This is a genomic window from Herbaspirillum sp. WTB6, assembly GCF_057457785.1.
Map to the genome: position 1 here is coordinate 3,282,389 of NZ_CP176522.1, position 18,044 is coordinate 3,300,432.

Annotated in this window: 18 protein-coding genes; 10 read left to right on the forward strand and 8 right to left on the reverse strand. The window is 63.3% G+C overall.

All coding sequences use genetic code 11. From position 1 onward, the window contains the following. Window positions 1-16: 16 nt before the first annotated feature. The 7 genes from trpA to ACK2VC_RS15270 all read left to right on the forward strand — a co-directional run bounded on the left by trpA (window position 17) and on the right by ACK2VC_RS15270 (window position 7,706). Window positions 17-823: a tryptophan synthase subunit alpha gene (gene trpA, locus ACK2VC_RS15240; protein ID WP_486731228.1), complete on the forward strand. Its 807-nt coding sequence runs from the start codon at window positions 17-19 to the stop codon at window positions 821-823. A 246-nt stretch (window positions 824-1,069) separates the two neighbouring features. Then, the gene (gene accD, locus ACK2VC_RS15245) at window positions 1,070-1,945 is read left to right on the forward strand and encodes an acetyl-CoA carboxylase, carboxyltransferase subunit beta (protein ID WP_486731229.1); all 876 of its coding nucleotides are present in this window, start codon (window positions 1,070-1,072) and stop codon (window positions 1,943-1,945) included. Between the two features lie 86 nt (window positions 1,946-2,031). Beyond that, window positions 2,032-3,351 (forward strand): bifunctional tetrahydrofolate synthase/dihydrofolate synthase, encoded by a 1,320-nt coding sequence (folC, locus tag ACK2VC_RS15250; RefSeq protein ID WP_486731230.1) that lies wholly within the window; start codon window positions 2,032-2,034, stop codon window positions 3,349-3,351. 19 nt (window positions 3,352-3,370) lie between these two features. After that, the gene (locus ACK2VC_RS15255) at window positions 3,371-4,288 is read left to right on the forward strand and encodes an SPOR domain-containing protein (protein WP_486731231.1); all 918 of its coding nucleotides are present in this window, start codon (window positions 3,371-3,373) and stop codon (window positions 4,286-4,288) included. Window positions 4,289-4,325: 37 nt separating this feature from the next. Further along, window positions 4,326-4,814 (forward strand): CvpA family protein, encoded by a 489-nt coding sequence (locus tag ACK2VC_RS15260; protein ID WP_486731232.1) that lies wholly within the window; start codon window positions 4,326-4,328, stop codon window positions 4,812-4,814. 34 nt (window positions 4,815-4,848) lie between these two features. Next, the gene (gene purF, locus ACK2VC_RS15265; RefSeq protein WP_486731233.1) at window positions 4,849-6,366 is read left to right on the forward strand and encodes an amidophosphoribosyltransferase; all 1,518 of its coding nucleotides are present in this window, start codon (window positions 4,849-4,851) and stop codon (window positions 6,364-6,366) included. Between the two features lie 98 nt (window positions 6,367-6,464). Beyond that, the gene (locus ACK2VC_RS15270) at window positions 6,465-7,706 is read left to right on the forward strand and encodes a cystathionine gamma-synthase family protein (protein ID WP_486731234.1); all 1,242 of its coding nucleotides are present in this window, start codon (window positions 6,465-6,467) and stop codon (window positions 7,704-7,706) included. 93 nt (window positions 7,707-7,799) lie between these two features. On the opposite strand, the gene ACK2VC_RS15275 is transcribed toward ACK2VC_RS15270, so the two are convergent. Further along, window positions 7,800-8,396, reverse strand: a complete 597-nt coding sequence (locus ACK2VC_RS15275) for an LOG family protein (RefSeq protein ID WP_486731235.1) — start codon at window positions 8,394-8,396, stop codon at window positions 7,800-7,802. A 415-nt stretch (window positions 8,397-8,811) separates the two neighbouring features. On the opposite strand from ACK2VC_RS15275, the gene ACK2VC_RS15280 reads away from it, so the two are divergent. Both ACK2VC_RS15280 and ACK2VC_RS15285 read left to right on the forward strand, forming a co-directional pair. After that, a complete protein-coding gene (locus ACK2VC_RS15280) occupies window positions 8,812-9,423 on the forward strand; it encodes an ankyrin repeat domain-containing protein (RefSeq protein WP_486733258.1) in 612 nt (203 codons plus the stop codon). A 34-nt stretch (window positions 9,424-9,457) separates the two neighbouring features. Beyond that, complete coding sequence (locus tag ACK2VC_RS15285; protein WP_486731236.1) at window positions 9,458-9,919, forward strand: nucleoside deaminase; 462 nt, start codon at window positions 9,458-9,460, stop codon at window positions 9,917-9,919. A gap of 19 nt (window positions 9,920-9,938) precedes the next feature. Here ACK2VC_RS15285 and ACK2VC_RS15290 read toward each other — a convergent pair whose 3' ends face one another. Next, entirely contained in the window at window positions 9,939-10,592 is a 654-nt protein-coding gene (locus ACK2VC_RS15290; protein WP_486731237.1) for a LysE family translocator, read from the reverse strand. A 99-nt stretch (window positions 10,593-10,691) separates the two neighbouring features. On the opposite strand from ACK2VC_RS15290, the gene ACK2VC_RS15295 reads away from it, so the two are divergent. Further along, on the forward strand, window positions 10,692-11,141 hold the full coding sequence (locus ACK2VC_RS15295) for an Lrp/AsnC family transcriptional regulator (protein ID WP_486731238.1): 450 nt from the start codon (window positions 10,692-10,694) through the stop codon (window positions 11,139-11,141). 533 nt (window positions 11,142-11,674) lie between these two features. Here ACK2VC_RS15295 and ACK2VC_RS15300 read toward each other — a convergent pair. The 6 genes from ACK2VC_RS15300 to ACK2VC_RS15325 form a co-directional block, all read right to left on the reverse strand. Further along, a complete protein-coding gene (locus ACK2VC_RS15300; RefSeq protein WP_486731239.1) occupies window positions 11,675-12,754 on the reverse strand; it encodes a L,D-transpeptidase family protein in 1,080 nt (359 codons plus the stop codon). A 359-nt stretch (window positions 12,755-13,113) separates the two neighbouring features. After that, entirely contained in the window at window positions 13,114-13,980 is an 867-nt protein-coding gene (locus ACK2VC_RS15305) for a TIR domain-containing protein (RefSeq protein ID WP_486731240.1), read from the reverse strand. A gap of 331 nt (window positions 13,981-14,311) precedes the next feature. Further along, a complete protein-coding gene (locus ACK2VC_RS15310) occupies window positions 14,312-15,085 on the reverse strand; it encodes a hypothetical protein (RefSeq protein WP_486731241.1) in 774 nt (257 codons plus the stop codon). Between the two features lie 10 nt (window positions 15,086-15,095). After that, complete coding sequence (locus ACK2VC_RS15315) at window positions 15,096-15,761, reverse strand: TetR/AcrR family transcriptional regulator (RefSeq protein ID WP_486731242.1); 666 nt, start codon at window positions 15,759-15,761, stop codon at window positions 15,096-15,098. Between the two features lie 111 nt (window positions 15,762-15,872). Further along, on the reverse strand, window positions 15,873-17,117 hold the full coding sequence (locus ACK2VC_RS15320) for a patatin-like phospholipase family protein (protein WP_486731243.1): 1,245 nt from the start codon (window positions 17,115-17,117) through the stop codon (window positions 15,873-15,875). 137 nt (window positions 17,118-17,254) lie between these two features. Further along, window positions 17,255-17,833: a phasin family protein gene (locus tag ACK2VC_RS15325; protein WP_486731244.1), complete on the reverse strand. Its 579-nt coding sequence runs from the start codon at window positions 17,831-17,833 to the stop codon at window positions 17,255-17,257. Window positions 17,834-18,044 lie beyond the last annotated feature (211 nt).

The window sequence follows — 18,044 nt, forward strand, 5'->3', positions numbered from 1 at the left end:
CTTCCCGAGAAAATCCATGTCCCGAATCCAAACTACCTTCGCCGCGCTGGCGGCGAGCCATAAAAAAGGCTTGATTCCCTTCATTACCGCCGGCGATCCGGCGCCGGAACTGACGGTGCCGCTGATGCATGCGCTGGTGGCCGGCGGCGCCGACATCCTCGAACTGGGAGTGCCGTTTTCCGACCCGATGGCGGAAGGCCCGGTGATCCAGCGCGCTTCCGAACGGGCGCTGGCGGCCCGCGTCACCCTCCACCATGTTCTGGAGTATGTGGCCGAATTCCGCAAAACCAATGCAATCACGCCGATAGTCTTGATGGGGTATGCGAATCCGATCGAGCGCATGGGGCAGGCCGCCTTCGTGCAGGCGGCGCAGGCGGCGGGCGTGGACGGCACCATCGTGGTCGATTACCCGCCCGAGGAATGCGAGGAATTCACCGCGCTGATGCAGCAGGCCGGGCTGGACCCGATCTTCCTGCTGGCGCCGACCTCGACCACCGAGCGCATCGGCCAGGTGGCGCGGCTTGGCAGCGGTTTCACGTATTACGTGTCGCTGAAGGGTGTGACCGGCGCCGGCCACATCGATACCGTCGAGGTGGCGCAGCGGATCGCCACCATCCGCCAGCAGCTCACGCTGCCGATCGGCGTCGGCTTCGGGATTCGCGATGCCGCTACCGCCAAGGCGGTCGCCGCGGTGGCGGACGCAGTGGTGATCGGCAGCCGCATCATCCAGGAAATGGAAAACACGCCGCGCGCCGAAGCGGTGGCCGCGGCGCAGCGCTTCCTGGCAGCCATCCGCCAGGCGCTGGACCAGCCGCAACGCTAGCCGGATACCCGCCGCGCAGCCAGATCGTTTTATATACTCCAGATATCAGAACTGAAATTCGCAGATAAAATATCGATTTTTTGAATATACCCCCGTTTTTGAAAAACAGGGCGCGGCGGCTCGGCTTGCGGGCCGGCAGCGCCGCCCGCGCCGGAAGCAGGCCGCCCGTCCGGCCGGCCCGGGGCAGGCGCTGCAAACAGCGCCCGTTGTACAATTCGGCAGGCAAAAAAACAGAAAGAGAGCACCATGAGCTGGCTTGAAAAACTACTGCCGCCGCGCATTCAGCGCAGCGAAGCGGGCGGCACGCGCAAATCGGTTCCGGAAGGATTGTGGGTCAAGTGCCCGTCCTGCGAAGCGGTGCTGTACCGCACCGACCTGGAATCGAATCAGCACGTCTGCCCCAAATGCAATCACCACATGCGGATTCGCGCGCGCGATCGCCTGGACGCCTTGCTGGACGAGGGCGGCCGCTATGAAATCGGCCAGAGCGCGCTGCCGGTCGACACCCTCAAATTCAAGGACAGCAAGAAGTATCCGGACCGGTTGAAGGCGGCCATGGAAGCCACCGGCGAAACCGACGCCCTGGTGGTCATGGGCGGCGCCATCATGACCTTGCCGGTGGTGGTGGCGTGCTTCGAATTCGAATTCATGGGGGGCTCGATGGGTTCGGTGGTCGGCGAGCGTTTCGTGCGCGGCGCGCAGACCGCGCTGGAACAGAAGGTGCCGTTCATCTGCATTACCGCCACCGGCGGCGCGCGCATGCAGGAAGGCTTGCTGTCGCTGATGCAAATGGCGAAAACCACCGCGATGCTGACCAGGCTGTCGGAAAAGAAACTGCCGTTCATCAGCGTCCTGACCGATCCGACCATGGGCGGGGTATCCGCCTCGTTCGCCTTCATGGGCGACGTCGTGATCGCCGAGCCGAAGGCGCTGATCGGCTTTGCCGGCCCGCGCGTGATCGAAAACACGGTGCGCGAGAAGTTGCCGGAAGGTTTCCAGCGCGCCGAATTCCTGGTGCAAAAGGGCGCGGTCGACATGATCGTCGACCGCCGCAAGATGCGCGAGGAAATTGCGCGCCTCTTGGCGTTGCTGCAAAACCAGGCGGCTGACGCCATCACCTGAAGCACTGAAAATACGCTGATCCGCAGCGCGCGCGGCGCACAAGCCGCCGCGCGCCCCCACCCGAACCCGAAGTACGCAAAGCCATCATGCCAACCCAAGCAAGCACCGTTCTCCCCGCCACCCTGGCCGAATGGCTCGCGGTTCTGGAAACCCGGCATCCGACCGCGATCGATCTCGGTCTGGAGCGGGTGGCGCAAGTCAAAGAGCGGCTCGACATCCGCTTCGAGTGCCCGGTGATCACGGTCGGCGGCACCAACGGCAAGGGCTCGACCTGCGCGTTCCTGGAGTCGATCCTGCTGCGCGCGCGCTACCGCGTCGGCCTGTACACCTCGCCGCACCTGCTCGATTTCAACGAACGCGCGCGCATCGACGGCGAGTCGGTGTCCGATCAGGAGCTGATGACCGTTTTTGCGCAAGTCGAGGCGGCGCGCGGCGACGTTTCGCTGACCTATTTCGAATTCACCACGCTGGCGGTGCTGAAGCTGTTCGCCAACGCCAAGCTGGATGCGGTGATCCTGGAAGTCGGCCTGGGCGGGCGGCTGGACGCGGTGAACGTGATCGACGCCGATGTCGCCATCGTGACCAGCGTCGACATCGACCACGCCGCCTATCTGGGCAATACGCGCGAGGCGATCGGCTTCGAGAAGGCCGGCATCTTCCGCCCCGGCCGCGCGGCGATCTGCAGCGATCCGGTGCCGCCGCAGTCGCTGATCGACCATGCGCAGGCGATCGGCGCCGACCTCTGGCTAGTCACGCGCGACTTCAATTATGTCGGCGACAAGCAGCAGTGGAATTACGGCGGCCGCGGCCAGCGCCGCAACGCGCTCGATTTCCCGGCGCTGCGCGGCGCCAACCAGTTGCTGAACGCCTCGGCTGCGCTGGCCGCGCTGGAAGCACTGCGCCTGCGGCTGCCGGTCAGTGGCCAGGAGGTGCGCAACGGTTTGGTGATGGTCGATCTGCCGGCACGCTTCCAGGTATTGCCGGGGCAGCCGCTGGTGATCCTGGACGTCGCCCACAATCCGCATGCGGCAGCGGCGCTGGCCCTGAGCCTCGACAACATGGGCTATTTCCCCTACACCTACGCGGTGTTCGGCGCCATGCAGGACAAGGACATCCGCGGCATCGCCGCCGCCTTCAAGGATCGCATCGATCACTGGTGCGTGACCGATCTGCCGCTGCCGCGCGCCGCCTCGGCCGCAACCATCGAGCAGGAACTGCTGGCGGCCGGCGTTACGCCGTGCGACCAGCCGCAGGCCAAGGTCTCGATCACGCGCTTTGCAAACCCGGCGGCGGCCTACGCCGATGCGCGGAAGCGTGCCGGGCAGAATGATAGAATTGTGGTCTTCGGTTCATTCGTGACGGTTGCCGGCGTCCTGCAGGCGCGTCGTGCCGAGGAACACCATTGACGGATTGTTTCGACAACGCATGAGCTGGTTTCCGTTTTTCCGCAAAAGCAAGCCGGAATCCGCCGCTGGCGGCGATGAGTTCTACTCGCGCGCCGAACAGGAGTCCACTGCGGCGCGCGGCCGCGCCAAACGTGGCGGCAGCAACGGCAGCGCCGCCAAACGCGAGCCGGTTGATCCAGCCCTCCCCGAAAAGAAGCGCGCGCGCCGGCGCCTGGTGGGCGCGGTGGCGCTGGTGCTGGCGCTGGTGATCGGTTTGCCGATGATCCTGGATTCGGAGCCGAAGCCGCTGGCCGAGGATATTTCGATCCAGATTCCCTCGAAAAACAAGACCCCGGCTCCGGCCCCGGCGGACGTGCCACCGCTGCCCGCAGCAGCGCCGGCCAAGTCCAACGGCCTGGATGCGGCCGAAGAAATCATCGAACCGCCGGCCGTCAAGCCGGTTGTGGTGGCCGCCGCCCCGCTTGCCGCGCGCGAGGAGGTCAGCACGCCGGTGACGGTCAAGCCGGTCGAAAAGGCCGCCCTGACTGCGCCTGCGCCGCAGGTGGCGCTGGCCAAACCGGCCGCCAAGCCGGAGAACAAGCCTGAAGCGCATGCTGCGCCCCATGCGCCGGCCGTGCCGCGGGCGGACGAGGCGGCGCGCGCCAAAGCGATCCTCGAAGGGAAATTCGATGCGCCGGCTGCTGTCGCCAAGGCGGGTGACGCCAAGCCCGGCAAATTCGTGGTGCAGGTGGCGGCGCTGGCGTCGGCCGACAAGGTCAACGAATTGCGCGGCAAGCTGACGCATGCCGGCATTACGTCCTACACGCAAAAAGTCGCCACCGCGTCGGGCGAGCGCATCCGCATCCGGGTCGGCCCGTTTGCCAGCAAGGACGAAGCCGAGCAGATGCGCGCCCGGCTCGGCAAGCTGGGCTTGAGCGGCACCCTGGTGCCGGCCTGATCGGCGCCATGGCAGCCATCCGCGCCCTGTTTTGACGGTGACGAGTTTCGATTACCTGGTGTTGTTCGTGCTGGTCTGTTCGGTGCTGATCAGCACCGTGCGCGGACTGGTGAAGGAAATATTGTCGCTGCTGAGCTGGATCGTCGCCTTCGTGGTCGCCAACGCCTATGGCGAAGAGTTGGCGCGCCTGTTGCCGGACATGATTCCCGGCGGCACCACGCGCCTGATCGTCGCCTTCATCGTGCTGTTCATCGGCTGCCGCCTGCTGATGGGATTGCTGATGCTGGCGGTCGATGCGCTCATCAAGGCCAGCGGGCTGACGCTGGCCGACCGCGGTCTGGGCGGCCTGTTCGGACTGGCGCGCGGCGTGCTGATCGTGGTGGCCACGGTGCTGTTGTGCGGCATGACCGCGATTCCGCAGCAGGATTTCTGGCGCAACGCGTTGTTTTCCCCGCTGGCGGAAACGGCGGCGCGCACCGTGCAGCCGTACTTGCCGGGCGAGTTTGCGCAGCGTATCCAGTTTTAAAGCGTTTTCACATCATTTAGTTTAGGAGTCCACCATGTGTGGCATCGTCGGCGTTTTTTCCCATCATTCCGCCAATCAACTGATCTATGACGCGCTGCTGCTGTTGCAGCACCGCGGCCAGGATGCAGCCGGAATCGCCACCAGCCACGGCAACGGATTTTCGATGCACAAGGCCAACGGCCTGGTGCGCGACGTGTTCCGCACCCGCAATATGCGTTCGCTGCCGGGCAATTCCGGCATCGGCCAGGTGCGCTATCCGACCGCCGGTTCCGACAGCGCCGAGGAAGCGCAGCCGTTCTACGTGAATGCCCCGTTCGGCATCATCCTGGCGCACAACGGCAACCTGACCAACTGGGAACAACTCAAGATCGAGATGTTCAAGAACGACCGCCGCCACATCAACACCGATTCCGATACCGAGGTGCTGCTGAACGTGCTGGCGCACGAAATCCAGCAGGCGACCACCGGCTATTCGCTGGAGCCGTCGACGCTGTTCCAGGCGGTCTCGGCCCTGCACCGGCGGGTGCGCGGCTCGTATGCGGTGGTGGCGCAGATCGCCGGCTACGGCTTGCTGGCGTTCCGCGATCCGTTCGGCATCCGGCCGCTGTGCATCGGGTTCAACGATACCGAGGGCGGCATCGAGTACATCGTCGCCAGCGAATCGGTGGCGCTGGACGGTCTGGGTTTCCGCTTCCTGCGCGACGTGCTGCCGGGCGAAGCGATCTTCATCGATACCGAGGGCAAGCTGTATCATCAGCAATGCGCCGACAATCCGTCGCTCAACCCGTGCGCCTTCGAATACGTCTACCTGGCGCGCCCGGATTCGATCATCGACGGCGCCTCGGTCTACGCCACGCGCCTGAAGATGGGCGAATACCTGGCCGACAAGATCCGGCGCGAACTGTCCACCGGCGAGATCGACGTGGTGATGCCGATTCCCGATTCGTCGCGGCCGGCGGCGATGCAACTGGCCGGCAAGCTGAACCTGGAATACCGCGAAGGCTTCATCAAGAACCGCTACATCGGCCGCACCTTCATCATGCCCGGCCAGGCGCAGCGCAAGAAATCGGTGCGGCAGAAACTGAATGCGATCGGGCTCGAATTCAAGGGCAAGAACGTGCTGCTGATCGACGATTCGATCGTGCGCGGCACCACCAGCCGCGAAATCGTGCAGATGGCGCGCGACGCCGGCGCCAACAAGGTGATCTTCGCCTCGGCCGCGCCGCCGGTGAAATACCCGAACGTGTATGGCATCGACATGCCGACCCGAAACGAACTGATCGCGCACGGCCGCAGCGACGATGAAGTGTGCCGCGAAATCACCGCCGACGCGCTGGTGTACCAGGATATCGAAGCGCTGAAGCGCTCGATTTCGGACGTCAATCCGGCGCTGAAAAACTTCGAGGCTTCCTGTTTCGATGGCCGCTACGTGACCGGCGACATTTCACCCGAATACCTGGACCGCATCGAATTCGCCCGCAACAATCCGAAACCGGAGAGCGAGGACATGGTGCGTTCGCAACTCAACCTGAACCTGGCGCAGGTCGACTGATCCCGACGCCGGGCTGCATCCACTACCCAACCCGAACGCCACCAACCGGAAGCACGCCTGCCGCCTTTCCTCTTGCGCGTCCATTCATACCGACGACGATGACTACCACCCAGCCTTACGGTTTCACCACCACCATCCTGCATAGCGACCGGCAAAAGAAAATCGAGCATGGCTCGGTGCACAAGCCGGTGCATACCTCGGTCACCTTCGGCTACCAGGATGCGCGTGAACTGGCGGCGGTGTTCCAGGGCAAGCAGCCCGGCTACCGCTACGGCCGGCAGGGCAACCCGACCGTTTCGGCGCTGGAAGACAAGATCACCAAGATGGAGGGCGGCCTGGCCACGATCTGTTTCGCCACCGGCATGGCGGCGATCGGCGCCGTCGCCCTGGCCTTGCTGCGCGCGGGCGATCACGTGGTGTCGTCGGCCTTCCTGTTCGGCAATACCAACAGCCTGTGGCAAACCGTCAGCGCCCAGGGCGCGAGCGTGTCGATGGTCGATGCCACCGATGTCGCCCAGGTGGAAGCGGCGATCACGCCGCAAACGCGCCTGGTGTTCGTTGAAACCATCGCCAACCCGCGCACCCAGGTGGCCGACCTGCGGCGCATCGGCGAGCTGTGCCGCGCGCGTGGCATCCTGTACGTGGTCGACAACACGATGACGTCGCCCTATCTGTTCCAGCCGAAGACGGTCGGCGCCGGGCTGGTGGTGAATGCGCTGACCAAGTCGATCGGCGGCCACGGCATCGCGCTCGGCGGCAGCCTGACCGATACCGGGCTGTACGACTGGAGCGTCTATCCGAACATTTACGAAACCTACAAGCGCTTCGCGCCGCCGCAGTGGGGCATTGCGCAGATCCGCGCCAAGGCCTTGCGCGACTTCGGCGCCGCGCTCGGGCCGGAAGCGGCGCATCACCTGGCGGTCGGCGCCGAAACCATCGCCCTGCGTATGGAGCGTTCCTGCGCCAGCGCGCTGGCGCTGGCGCAACTGCTGGAGGCCGACCCGCGCGTGGCGGCGGTGCATTACCCGGGCTTGCCGTCGCATCCGCAGCACGCGCTGGCGCGCGAACTGTTCCGCGCCTGCGGCAGCCTGTTCAGCTTCGAGCTGGCCGAGGGAATCGACTGCTTTGACTACCTGAACCGCCTGCAACTGGGGATCGCGGCCAGCAACCTGGGTGACACGCGCACGCTGGTGATTCCGGTTGCGCACACCATCTTCCACGAAATGGGGCGCGAGCGGCGCGCCGCCATGGGCATCGCCGAATCGCTGATCCGGGTTTCGGTTGGGATCGAGGATCAAGCCGACCTGCTGCAGGATTTCAGCCAGGCGCTGGCTGGATAGAGGGTCAAATACTCCCTGGTTATATAGCTTTTCCCGCCCTGAAAATGGAAGTTTTTGTAATATACTCCAATTTTTTCGAAATCCTGCGGAGCGCTAACGCAGGATTTCGCCCGCCGTATCCTGATCCAGGAACTTGTCGTAATACTTCGGCACGTAGGACGTGAAGCGCGCCAGCAGCGTCGCCGGTTCGGCTTCGTGCATCAGGTAGCCGGCCTGGTTCGCCTTCAGGAATTGCTCGCTGACCAGGTGCTGGATGAACTGGATCAAGCCGTCGTAAAAGCCGTTCACGTTCAACAAGCCGATCGGCTTGTCGTGCAGCCCGAGCTGGAACCAGGTGAACACTTCGAACAATTCCTCCAGCGTGCCGACTCCGCCCGGCATCGCGATGAAGCCGTCCGACAGTTCTGCCATCATCGCCTTGCGCTCGTGCATGTCCTTGACGATGTGCAGCCGGGTCAGACCGAGGTGGCCGATTTCCTTGTCCAGCAGCGCCTTCGGAATCACGCCGGTGGCTTCACCGCCCAGGCGCATGACTTCGCTGGCGATCACGCCCATCAGGCCGATGTTGCCGCCGCCGTAGACCAGGCCGATGTTGTTGGCCACCATGCCCTGCGCCAACTGGCGCGCGGCCTGCGCATACACCGGGGAGGCGCCGACCGCGGAGCCGCAATAGATGCAAATCGATTTCATGAACAGTTCACCAATCTCAAGACAAGGTTGCAGGGGAGGGTAGAGCGCCGGCTACGCCGGTGCGGCATGCGCTGCAGCGTTAGCAGGCGTAGCGCGAGTTCGATGCCGGGCCGCGATCAAACGCATTGATTGGCGTGTCAATCGGCGGTTCCGGCGCATGCCGCAAGATCCTGTCATTCTAACGAATGTTGCGGCCCGGTCGGCCCCGTTCCTGATTAGTCCGTAAGTTGCCGCAGGCGGATTTGAATCGCTGCTATCCGCCAGCCGTGGTCGAGCCACGCGATTTCCCAAAATCCGGTTTCCCAATCGATCCGCATTTCTATACAGTCTCACGTTCCGTCACTGCAATCATTCCAGCGCCATGTTGCCACGCCTTTGCCGCCTGCCCACCTTGCTGTTTTTCTTGTTCTGCCTGATGAACGCCGCCCGAGCCACGCCACTGCACGAAGCGGTCCGTGCCGATGACACGGCGGCGGCAGAGCGCCTGCTGGCGAGCCCGTCCGGGCCGTCGCTGCGCGAAATACGCGACGCGGCTGGCCGCACGCCGCTGCTGCTGGCGATCGAGCTGAACCGCATCGCCATCGCCGGCGCGCTGATCGCGGCCGGCGCCGACGTCAACGCCAGGGATGCCAAGCAAGACAGCCCGTATCTGCTGGCCGGCGCCGCAGGCCGGGTCGACATATTGCAAATGACGCTGGCGCACGGTGCCGACCTCGCCAGCACCAACCGTTACGGCGGCACCGCGCTGATTCCGGCCGCCGAGCGCGGCCATGTGGAGGCGGTGCGCACGCTGATCGCCGCCGGCGTCAATCTCGATCACGTCAACCGCCTCGGCTGGACCGCGCTGCTGGAAGCGATCCTGTTGTCCGACGGCGGGCCGGCGCACCAGGACATCGTGCGCCAGCTGATTGCCGCCGGCGCCAACCTCAATCTGGCGGACCGCGACGGTGTGACCCCGTTGCAGCATGCGCTGCGGCGCGGCCAGACTGAGAGCGCCGCCTTGCTGCGCGCCGCCGGCGCGCGCTGAGCAGTTCATACCAAATCATCACAGGAGTTCCCCCATGCCAACCAGCCACCAACAACACTTGCGCGAAGCGGTGCGCCTGGCCGCCGCCAACCTGGCACGCGGCGGCCGCCCGTTCGGCGCGGTGCTGGCGATCGGCGGCGAAGTGGTCGCCACCGGCGTCAACGACATCGTGCACAGCCATGACCCGACCACCCATGCCGAGATGGAAGCGGTACGCGCCGCCAGCCGTAAGCTGGGCAGACCAAACCTGCAGGACAGCGTGGTGTACGCCAGCGGCCACCCGTGTCCGATGTGCGTGGCGGCGCTGGTGATGGCCGGCGTCGACGCGGTCTACTACGCGTTCGACAACCAGGACGCCGCGCCCTACGGCCTGTCCAGCGAAGCCGCGTACCAGGCGCTGCGCCTGCCGCTGGTACCGCCGCCACTGCCGCTGACGCGGCTCGATACCGGCGTCACCGCGGCGCAGTTGTACGGCGGACAGGCCGCCGCCAGCTAAAAAATCCGGGCAGGCCGCGTCAGGCCGCCCATACCCGCGCGATTTGCCACAGCGCAAAACCGAGCAGAAACAGGCCGGCGGCCTGGTTCACGCGGGTCATGATCCGCGCGCTGATGCGGTGCCGGAGCGTCGCCACCATCAGCGCCAGGCCCAGCCACCACAGCGCCGAGCCGGCAAATACGCCGGCCACCATCAGCGCCGCCCTGCCGGCATCGGTCGCCGCGCCTGCTCCCAGCGCCGAAAAGACGGCGACGAAGGACAGGATGGTCAGCGGGTTGGTCATCGTCAGCGCATACACCGAAGAAAACGCCGGCAGCGCCTTCACCGTCTCGCGTGCCCGTGCAGTCTGTTGCGCCACCGGCGCGCGCAGCAGCCTGGCCCCCATCCAGACCAGCAGCACCGAGCCGGCCAGCGCCAGCGGCTGCGCCAGCGCGACGAAGGCTTGCGTGACGGCGGCCACGCCGAACGCGCCGATCAGGCCGAAACAGGCATCGGCGCAGGCGGCGCCGAGGCCGCTGATGAAGCCGATGCGGGCGCCGTGGCTCAAGGTGCGCTGGATGCACAACAAGCCGATCGGCCCCACCGGGGCCGCGATCGAAAGGCCGATCAAGGCCGATTTCAGAAACAGGATGCCATCCACATGGAACTCCGCAGGTGTGTCTGATGGCATCATTATGCGCAAGCCGACGTACCGCTTGAATGGCGAAATTCAGGTAGATCTATCCGATCACCTGAAATATTCTGTTTGTTTTGCAAATTAGGGCAGGATTTTATGGACATCGACGCGCGCTCATGGAAAATCCTGGAAGCGATCCAGGCCGACGGCCGGATCTCGCTGACGGAGTTGGCCGAGAAAGTCGCGCTGTCGGTGCCGGCCACCTCGGAACGCCTGAAACGGCTGGAAGAGGCCGGCGTGATCGAGGGCTTTCGCGCCGTGGTGGCGCCGGAGCAAGTCGGCTACGGCGTCATGGCCCTGGTCGGCATCACCGCGATGCAGCCGGACAAGGCCAGGCTGCTGGCGCAACTGGAACAGATGCCGGAAGTGCTCGAATGCCTGCACGTGACCGGCCAGGATTCGTACATCCTGCGCGTCGTCGCCCGCAACGTCCGCCACCTGGAGCAATTCGTCGGCAGCATCAATCACTTCGGCGAAACCCGCACCTCGATCGTGATGTCGGCACCGATTGCCTTGCGGCCGCTGGCGCCGCCGTCGAGGGAGTAGGGCGATTTGGGATTGCAGCGCCGTGGCAACTGGTGGGATTCATCCCTGATGGGGAACGATGCGGGCGAGTTGGATTGGCTATACACGACTCATAGCAGAAATCGACCAAGTCAAATTGGGCGCCCCGAAGCAGCCGTTGGATGAAAACCAGAAAGGCTGAAGCTGCTTCCATCCAGAGGGCCGCATCAGGAAATTGCTGTAGAAGCCGCCGTTGTGGCTGCTGGTCATCGATCAGACGTTGTTGACCAGGGGAATAGGTTTTTCAAACGGCATGTTTTCGGGCTCACTGGGATGAACCCGCCCGCCCTAGGGTGATCCACCTGGGTGTTTTGGCGGGCCTGCCGCTGCTCAGCATGCGCTCGGCCCGCCGCCTGACCGTAAAGCAGACCCAACTTCTGGCAAACTCTCGTGATTCATAGCCCTTCACACGGCTCTACCCGCGCCAAGCGCAGCCAGTCACCGCAGCCCGGGACGCAAGGCCTGCACAACCACAGGTGCGTGGGGATCCGCTCGATCACTCGACTGCCCCGCAGTTAATAGACAACCACTCGGTCTCCGACCTTTAGCTGCTCATAGAGCCACTTGGCGGCCTGGTAGTCGCGTAGCTGGCTGCAACCGTGCGAGCCGCCCTCGTAGCCCTTATCGGCGAAGTCCTGTGAGTAGTGGATGGCAACGTTACCCTGATAGAACATGGCGTAGGGCATCGGAGTGCGTTCGCCAAAGATCTTTGAGACTGTGTCGCTGTTCATGTACCAGATGCGGAATTCGCCCTCGGGGCTGTCCCAGCCGGGCCTGGAAAAACGCGCCTCCCGCGTGAAGTGCACCTTGCCATCGACGACATAGGACATCTTTCGTTGTTTCTTGGATATGCACACCACCTTGCCCTCCGCACAGCGGGGGTCGAGCTCCTGGACAAGTGTGCTGGCCGGCGACGCGTCGAACAACTCGGCATAGCGGGGGTTTCGCGTGCGGCGGATCAAAAGCGCCCAGGTGCGCTCGTCCATGACCTCACTCACCGGCAAGCCAATGCGGACGCGCCAAGCTTCGATCGCCCGCCGGGTGGTGTCGTTGAATGTGCCGTCGACCGCGCCTTGGTACAGCCCCACTTGGCCCAGTCGGTGCTGCAACTCCATAATGTAACCGGTCTGCTCCGGCGCCGCGAACCAAGAACCGACGTCGGTGTTGTTCAGCTCGGCCTCGGTCGGCACGCGCGAGCGCACCAGCAGCGTGTCCCAGGTCTGCTGGTCGACCATGCCAGTGGCGCTGAGTCCGTTGTCGCGTTGAAACTTCAGCACCGCCTCTCGCGTAAGCATGCCGAAGCGGTCGTCGACATCGTACAGCGCAAGGTATTTGGCAAGCCGCAACCGCACCTGCAACTCGCGCACTTGAGGCGACTTCACGCCGTAGCGCAGCTCCTGCGTGAGTGACCCTGAGGCGCCGATAGCACGCAGCGTGGCGGCCTGTGCCCCTGTGTGTGCGCTGTGGCGCGCCGCTGCAGGCTCTGAAGCCGTCGTCGGAGCGTAGGTCAGGCGAGGCCCGGGCTCGGTTGACGTGGCCTGTGCATGCGCAGGTAAGGCAAGACTGAAGAATGCTGCCGCCGTGATGATGAGCAAGCGAGTGCAAGAAGAATGCCGTGGGATCATGACGGATGATTGTCGAGCCGGCAGCAGACTTGAGTCAAGCGGCATATCGCGCGGGGTTCGTCCGTAAACCAGCGGCGGACACGAGCAGGCGCTTCTGGCCTGTTGCTGGTGGTGGCACCCTTGTCATCTAAGGCCCGGGAACGACAAAAGGAGACGCCGGAAAGCCGCCGTGGCCAGCGTTCGGAACTGGCCGGGTGCTGCCGGTCACGACAGGCTGCGCTCGACCCGTTGCTACCGTTGCTGGACTTGGAAAGCAGACGCTCACCTTTAAAATCACCTGCCTTGCGCGGCTTTTCGTGCGCGATCCGGGTGCATTGCATGTTTGTGCGTTACGCGCCGAGCTTTCTGAACCCATCCATAAAATAGACGGCGTTGTGGCTCGACTGTTCCAAGCCGAATACTCTGGCGCCACCCGCAACAATTACTGAGATTGAGTTTGCGCCGTGAAGCGAGGGAATAATTACATCGCGATCAACGAAGAACGTATTTCGTGCCCCGATCTTGGGTACGCTGTTGTAACTTTGCTTGGCCCCTTCCTCCCAGTTCGCAATCTCCTTTTCCGTGGCTGGCTTTGCGACCGCCATGAAGTAAGTAGTGATGGCGCTCTGCATCACAGCCACCTGCTCGACTGCCCGTTGGAGATCAATCCGCGCGCGCCAGAGCTCAGACTGCAACTCCCGCACAGGATCGCGTTGGAGAACTTGAGGTGATGGCTGCTGCGCGGCAGCCGCTGTGATCGCGCCCCACGACTTTCGCATGGATTGTTTGATCTTCGCGCAACTGGTTGTAACTGCGTCCACCATGTCTTCAATCGAGTCATCGTAGGATGTGACGGTAAGACCTGCAAGGTCGGTGGGCAAACGAAAGTCGCCTTCCACCGACTTCGGGACGAGAACAAAGCACTTTTCAATGCCAAGACCACCGATGAACAGTCCGAGTTCAAATACGACATTGTCTCGGACCGAGCTATAGGTGTTGCCGCGAACAATCGTCTGATCGTCCTTATGAAAGACAAATACCGCAAAGTCAGTTTCTTTCGTACGCGCACACAGTGCGGGTAGCGTAAGCGTTGAAAGGTCGAACGCGTTGTCCCACTGTTTGATCAGACCGTCGCCTTCCAACCGTATGTTGACAGCCTCAGCAACTTGAAGCGCTTCATGAGATGAAGCGATAAAGACTCGCGGCGAATCACTCATTGTCTAGCTCCGATATACGCTGGTACACGCGGCACCGCCGTGTATCTGGATAAACATGTAAATCCATGGGCCGTGGAACCGAATCTCATGGGGAAGTCCAGTGCGGAGTATGGCACCCCACAGCATGCCTCGGCAATAATTCAACTGGATAGATAGCGGGATTCACGACTTCTTGATCGGCGAATGGCCGGTTTCAGACAGGGCGCCATCTGTCCGAAAATGGCCGATCGCAGTCGTTTTCCCTTACTTTGGCTCCGATTAACTCCTGCACTGCCGACAGAATCGGGTCTGATCCGATGCGCCGAAGCGGACTTGATGAGTGGACCCGAAATCAATCCTCCAGCTCTTCCTTCGCCATCTCCACATCCAGCCGCTCCATCGCGTCCGCCGGCTCGCACGCGGCCGCTTCCTGATACAGCGCCAGCGCTTCCGCCATCTTCTTTTTTCCCTCCAGCATCACCAGCGCGTTCGCGTATTCGACGCGCGCGATCGCCGAATCCGGGTTCAGGCTGAGCGCCTTCTTGAAGTGCTTGATGCCTTCATCCTTCTTGGCGCCGTAGGTCAGGCCGCCGATCATGGCGCCGACCTTGTCGATGATTTCGGCGTGGTAGGCACCCAGCGCGATATGGGCGTCGGCGTGCGCGGGCGCCAGCTTGAGGGTGGTGTCGAGGCTGCTCTTGACCTTGCCGCCAATGCCCTGCGACAGCGCCTTGACCACCGAAATGCCTTGCGCATAGCGGCCCAGCGCGTAGGCGTGCCAGTAGAAGCCGGCGGCATTTTTCGGCTGTTCGGCCTGTTGCTGTTCGCAGCGCTCGGCGACCTCCTGGTACAGCTTCAGTTTCTTGGCGTCGGATTTTTCCACGTGAGTGGCGTACATGCAGGTCGCCTTGTTGGCCACCGCGTAGCCGGGCATGCCGAGCGCCAGGCCGGCTTTTGCCGCCTGTTCGAAATTGCCGGCATGGAAGGCGATCCAGGCGTCGATCAGCGCCGCGTCCTTGGGCAGCGCTTCGGCGTCGCCGGCATGCAGCCGCGCCCAGTTCTTTTTCAGGCTGGCGGCGTTGTAGATATAGGCGTCGTTCGGGTACGGGAATTTGGTCCAGGCCATGGGCTTCTCCTTATTTGATTTTCTTCAAATACTCGTCGGCCAGCTTTTGAAACAGCAGGCGGGTTTCGCCGCGCAGATACGGTCCGATCTGCGACAGAGTCTGGTAGCAGCCGCGCGCCAGCGCATCGGCCATCGCTTGCTGCTCGCTGTACTTGCGCGGATTGCGCACGTATTCGTATGACAGCCAGTAGGTGGCCACCACCACCATGTTGGTCGCCAGCGTGTCGATTTCGGCCGGCGTCGCTTCCAGCGCGCCTTCGCGCTGCAGGCCCTCGCACAACTCGCGCGCGACCTTGATCTTGTAGGCGAGGATTTGCTTGAAGTGCAGTTCCAGCGTGCGGTTGCGCGACAGCAGGTCGCTCAGGTCGCGGTAGAAAAAACGGTAGCGCCAGACCAGTTCGAACATCAGGTGCAGGTAGAGCCAGACGTCTTCGATATTCACGCGGCGGCCGTCCGGAGCGCCCAGCATGCGCGTGATTTCCGCTTCGAAACTGGTGAAGATCGAATTGACGATGTCGTCCTTGTTGCGGAAGTGGTAGTACAGGTTGCCGGGAGAAATATTCATCTCTTCGGCGATCACAGTGGTCGTGATGTTGGGTTCGCCGAATTCGTTGAACAGGCGCAGGGACAGTTCGAGGATGCGTTCGCGCGTGCGGCGCGGAGCTTTTTGCTGCATGGCGGGTCGTCTCCCTTGATGGTTTTTTGCTGCAAGCATACCACCGTTGGATTTCAGCTCGATTCGGCTTTTGAGGCAGCTCTTGAATCGGTTGTTGATCCGGTTTTTGGCTCAGCTCCCGGCGACTCTCAGATAGCGTTCCAGGTCGTGCAGCGTCTGATTCAGGCGCCCCAGCGCGAAGCGGTCCTTGCTGCGCGGCGCGGGTGTTTTCACCAGCGTCATGCTGGTGTCCTGCAACAGCGGCACTTTTAGCCGCAAGCCATGCCGCGCCAGTTTTGGCGCCAGCGTCGCGCGCTGCTGCCACAGCGTCAGGCGGGTGTGCTGATAGGCGTTTTCGCACAGGCGCCGACGGTTGGTGTAGCTGAACAGATTGGCGAAGAATATTTCGGCGTCGGATGGGCTGGGTTCGAACAGCAGCACGTCGGCTTGCGGGTACAGGCGGGCATAGTTGTCGATGCCGATTTCCAGGCGCGAATGGATGATGGTGCGCAGGGTTTGCGAGAGCACCGCCAGCAGGCCGTGTTCGGCCACGCTGTCGCCGCCCAGGGTCGTGCTGTTGTAGGGCACCAGCGGGTTCAGGCAGATCGTCAGGTCGGCGCCATCCTTCAGCGCGATCGATGCATGCAGGGTTTTTTTCAATGCGCCATCGACGAAATGGCGGCCGTCGATCGCGACCGGCGGAAACAGCCCCGGCACCGCCGTGCTGGCTTGCACCGCCTGCGAGATCGGCACGTGGTCGAGGCCGGGTTGGCCGAACTCGACCGATGTGCCGGAATCGAGGTCGGTGGCGACGATCACCAGGCGCCGCTGCAATTTGCGAAAGTCATTGCTGCGTCCGGCTTCGGAGAAAGTTTTCTGCAGGAATTCATCGATTCCGGAACTGGCAAACAGGCCGATCGGCAGCGCCCGCTTCAGGCGCTCGAACGAATGGACGACGCTACCCCGGCCGCCGCGCCGCAGGTAGTCGAATGCCGAGCGCGCCAGCAGTGGCGGCAGTGCCGCCGTCCGCTTGCCGAGTTCACCCCAGGCCGGAGTAAAGAACAGTTCCGGCTGCACTCGCTCGCCGGTCGGATCGCCGTGATCGCTCTCGACGAACATGCGGCACATCTGATGCGGCGTGATGCCGTTGGCGAGGCCGGCGGCGACGATGCCGCCGGCGCTGATGCCGACGTAGATGTCGGCATCGTTCAAATCCAGCCCTTCGATCGATTCCTCGATCGCCGCCAGCGCGCCGATTTCATACACCGCGCCCAGTGGCCCGCCGCCCGCCAGCGCGATCCCGATGCGGGAGCGCCCCGAGCGGCCGGTGGAAGCCGTGTGTTTGCTGCGGATGGGGGTGACGCGAGCGGAAGTCATGAGCGATTATCCGGGAGACAACGAAAAAACGGGCTTGTGCGAGGCACAAGCCCGATGCACCGAGTGATCGGCCGCGGTCGCGCGACCGCGGACATGATCAACTCCGGTGGGGAATGGCAAATCGGAAGCTCGAACGATCAGGCGCCCGCAGTGCTGGCCGCTTTCTTGGCGGCGGGCTTGGCACCAGCTTTTGCTGCCGGCTTGGCTGCAGCCTTGACTGCCGGTTTGGCGGCTGTTTTTTTTGCCGCCGGTTTGGCCGCGGCCCGTGCCGGCGCAGCGCCTTCGGCTTTCGCCGCTGCCGGTTTCTTGCCGGATAGCGCGGCCACCGCCTTGTTCAGTTCCTCGACCCGGCGCGTCAGCGCCTGGATGTCTTTTTGCGACGGCACGCCGAGGCTGGTCAGCGAACGTGCGACGCGGTCTTCAAACACCTGCTCCAATTTATCCCACGAGCCGGCTGCCTGTTTGCTGACGTTGTCAGCCATCTTGGTCACGGTGTCGGAAACGCCGGATACCTTGTCGCCGGCCAGCTTCTGGGTGCGCTTTTGCAGTTCGGTGCCTTCCTTGACCAGCTTGGCGAACACCCGGCCGCCTTCTTCCTGCGCCTTGGCAAATGCGCCGAGGCCGGCTTGCCAGATCTGTTGCGCGGAGGTGCGCACCGCTTCGGCCAGTTGATGATCGTCGGTTTTGGCCAGCGCCTTCAATTTTTTCACCATCATGTTCTCCAGTCGTGAGTTGATTCAACCCGGGATTCAAAACGCCGGATCGACCGGCGAGCGTGGTACTGATGCAAGCAGTGTAAGCGCCAAAACTAGAGACCGGTACCTAAAGCCATAGAGCCGGAATTCTAAAGAACTCGTATCGTGACGCAGATGCCACGGCAGCTATTGCCAATCCGACCCGGGGCTGTAATGATTCGAAAATTATAGT

What these genes read in the sequence shown, in the direction of transcription:
- trpA (WP_486731228.1), top strand. Translation starts at nt 17, where the DNA reads ATGTCCCGAATCCAAACTACCTTCGCCGCGCTGGCGGCGAGCCATAAA.
- accD (WP_486731229.1), top strand. Translation starts at nt 1,070, where the DNA reads ATGAGCTGGCTTGAAAAACTACTGCCGCCGCGCATTCAGCGCAGCGAA.
- folC (WP_486731230.1), top strand. Translation starts at nt 2,032, where the DNA reads ATGCCAACCCAAGCAAGCACCGTTCTCCCCGCCACCCTGGCCGAATGG.
- ACK2VC_RS15255 (WP_486731231.1), top strand. Translation starts at nt 3,371, where the DNA reads ATGAGCTGGTTTCCGTTTTTCCGCAAAAGCAAGCCGGAATCCGCCGCT.
- purF (WP_486731233.1), top strand. Translation starts at nt 4,849, where the DNA reads ATGTGTGGCATCGTCGGCGTTTTTTCCCATCATTCCGCCAATCAACTG.
- ACK2VC_RS15270 (WP_486731234.1), top strand. Translation starts at nt 6,465, where the DNA reads ATGACTACCACCCAGCCTTACGGTTTCACCACCACCATCCTGCATAGC.
- ACK2VC_RS15275 (WP_486731235.1), bottom strand. Translation starts at nt 8,396, where the DNA reads ATGAAATCGATTTGCATCTATTGCGGCTCCGCGGTCGGCGCCTCCCCG.
- ACK2VC_RS15280 (WP_486733258.1), top strand. Translation starts at nt 8,812, where the DNA reads ATGAACGCCGCCCGAGCCACGCCACTGCACGAAGCGGTCCGTGCCGAT.
- ACK2VC_RS15285 (WP_486731236.1), top strand. Translation starts at nt 9,458, where the DNA reads ATGCCAACCAGCCACCAACAACACTTGCGCGAAGCGGTGCGCCTGGCC.
- ACK2VC_RS15290 (WP_486731237.1), bottom strand. Translation starts at nt 10,592, where the DNA reads ATGATGCCATCAGACACACCTGCGGAGTTCCATGTGGATGGCATCCTG.
- ACK2VC_RS15295 (WP_486731238.1), top strand. Translation starts at nt 10,692, where the DNA reads ATGGACATCGACGCGCGCTCATGGAAAATCCTGGAAGCGATCCAGGCC.
- ACK2VC_RS15305 (WP_486731240.1), bottom strand. Translation starts at nt 13,980, where the DNA reads ATGAGTGATTCGCCGCGAGTCTTTATCGCTTCATCTCATGAAGCGCTT.
- ACK2VC_RS15310 (WP_486731241.1), bottom strand. Translation starts at nt 15,085, where the DNA reads ATGGCCTGGACCAAATTCCCGTACCCGAACGACGCCTATATCTACAAC.
- ACK2VC_RS15315 (WP_486731242.1), bottom strand. Translation starts at nt 15,761, where the DNA reads ATGCAGCAAAAAGCTCCGCGCCGCACGCGCGAACGCATCCTCGAACTG.
- ACK2VC_RS15320 (WP_486731243.1), bottom strand. Translation starts at nt 17,117, where the DNA reads ATGACTTCCGCTCGCGTCACCCCCATCCGCAGCAAACACACGGCTTCC.
- ACK2VC_RS15325 (WP_486731244.1), bottom strand. Translation starts at nt 17,833, where the DNA reads ATGATGGTGAAAAAATTGAAGGCGCTGGCCAAAACCGACGATCATCAA.